Annotated in this window: 3 protein-coding genes; all 3 read left to right on the forward strand. The window is 63.4% G+C overall.

Annotated features, from left to right (window positions below):
- On the forward strand, window positions 1-793 hold a 793-nt coding region (gene blaNDM / locus D7V20_RS18975), incomplete at its 5' end, for an NDM family subclass B1 metallo-beta-lactamase (RefSeq protein ID WP_206450020.1).
- Between the two features lie 3 nt (window positions 794-796).
- Window positions 797-1,162, forward strand: coding sequence for a bleomycin binding protein Ble-MBL (ble, locus tag D7V20_RS18980; RefSeq protein WP_004201167.1), 366 nt, complete (start codon window positions 797-799; stop codon window positions 1,160-1,162).
- 4 nt (window positions 1,163-1,166) lie between these two features.
- Window positions 1,167-1,805, forward strand: coding sequence for a phosphoribosylanthranilate isomerase (locus D7V20_RS18985; RefSeq protein WP_004201168.1), 639 nt, complete (start codon window positions 1,167-1,169; stop codon window positions 1,803-1,805).
- The last annotated feature ends 54 nt before the right edge of the window (window positions 1,806-1,859 follow it).

Below are 1,859 nucleotides of genomic sequence, written 5' to 3' on the forward strand. Positions count from 1 at the left end.
GCACCCGGTCGCGAAGCTGAGCACCGCATTAGCCGCTGCATTGATGCTGAGCGGGTGCATGCCCGGTGAAATCCGCCCGACGATTGGCCAGCAAATGGAAACTGGCGACCAACGGTTTGGCGATCTGGTTTTCCGCCAGCTCGCACCGAATGTCTGGCAGCACACTTCCTATCTCGACATGCCGGGTTTCGGGGCAGTCGCTTCCAACGGTTTGATCGTCAGGGATGGCGGCCGCGTGCTGGTGGTCGATACCGCCTGGACCGATGACCAGACCGCCCAGATCCTCAACTGGATCAAGCAGGAGATCAACCTGCCGGTCGCGCTGGCGGTGGTGACTCACGCGCATCAGGACAAGATGGGCGGTATGGACGCGCTGCATGCGGCGGGGATTGCGACTTATGCCAATGCGTTGTCGAACCAGCTTGCCCCGCAAGAGGGGATGGTTGCGGCGCAACACAGCCTGACTTTCGCCGCCAATGGCTGGGTCGAACCAGCAACCGCGCCCAACTTTGGCCCGCTCAAGGTATTTTACCCCGGCCCCGGCCACACCAGTGACAATATCACCGTTGGGATCGACGGCACCGACATCGCTTTTGGTGGCTGCCTGATCAAGGACAGCAAGGCCAAGTCGCTCGGCAATCTCGGTGATGCCGACACTGAGCACTACGCCGCGTCAGCGCGCGCGTTTGGTGCGGCGTTCCCCAAGGCCAGCATGATCGTGATGAGCCATTCCGCCCCCGATAGCCGCGCCGCAATCACTCATACGGCCCGCATGGCCGACAAGCTGCGCTGAGCCATGGCTGACCACGTCACCCCCAATCTGCCATCGCGCGATTTCGATGTGACAGAGGCGTTTTATGCGAAGCTGGGCTTTGCGACGAGTTGGAAGGATCGCGGCTGGATGATCCTGCAGCGCGGCGGTTTGCAGCTCGAATTCTTCCCCTATCCTGACCTCGACCCAGCTACGAGCTCGTTCGGCTGTTGCCTGCGGTTGGATGATCTCGATGCCATGGTGGCATTGGTGAACGCGGCGGGAGCCGAGGAAAAAAGCACCGGCTGGCCGCGCTTCAAAGCTCCGCAACTGGAGGCGAGCGGCCTGAGGATCGGCTACCTGATCGATCCCGACTGCACGCTGGTGCGGCTGATCCAGAACCCCGACTGACCGCATGCCCGCGAAAATCAAGATTTGCGGGATCAGCACACCCGAGGCGCTCGATGCGACCATCGCGGCGCGGGCGGACTATGCCGGGTTGGTGTTCTATCCAGCGTCGCCCCGTGCGGTTACGTCGAATGTCGCGGGCGCTTTGACATCGCGCGCAGCTGGCCAGATCGCCATGGTCGGTTTGTTCGTCGATGCGGATGATGCTGTCATCGCCGACGCACTGGTGGCAGCCAAGCTGAACGCGCTGCAGCTGCACGGTTCGGAATCGCCCGAACGCGTGGCCCAGTTGCGCGCGCGGTTTGGCAAGCCGGTGTGGAAGGCGCTGCCCGTCGCCAGCGCCAGCGATGTCGCACGCGCCGCAGCCTATGCCGGGGCGGCGGACTTGATCTTGTTCGACGCCAAGACCCCCAAAGGCGCGCTGCCCGGCGGCATGGGGTTGGCGTTCGACTGGTCGCTGCTGGCCGGATATCGCGGTGCCTTGCCGTGGGGGCTGGCAGGCGGGCTAAATCCGACGAATGTTGCCGAGGCGATTGCGCGCACCGGAGCGCCGCTGGTCGATACCTCCAGCGGCGTCGAAAGCGCGCCGGGCGTCAAGGATACCGACAAGATTACCAATTTCGCCTTTGCGGTGCGCTTGGCCTAAATCGCGTCGATCAATAGGCGTCGTTCAGCGCAAAGATCGGCTTGCGGGTGCGCC

This window comes from Acinetobacter rongchengensis (assembly GCF_003611475.1).
GTDB lineage: Bacteria > Pseudomonadota > Gammaproteobacteria > Pseudomonadales > Moraxellaceae > Acinetobacter > Acinetobacter rongchengensis.

What these genes read in the sequence shown, in the direction of transcription:
- ble (WP_004201167.1), top strand. Translation starts at nt 797, where the DNA reads ATGGCTGACCACGTCACCCCCAATCTGCCATCGCGCGATTTCGATGTG.
- D7V20_RS18985 (WP_004201168.1), top strand. Translation starts at nt 1,167, where the DNA reads ATGCCCGCGAAAATCAAGATTTGCGGGATCAGCACACCCGAGGCGCTC.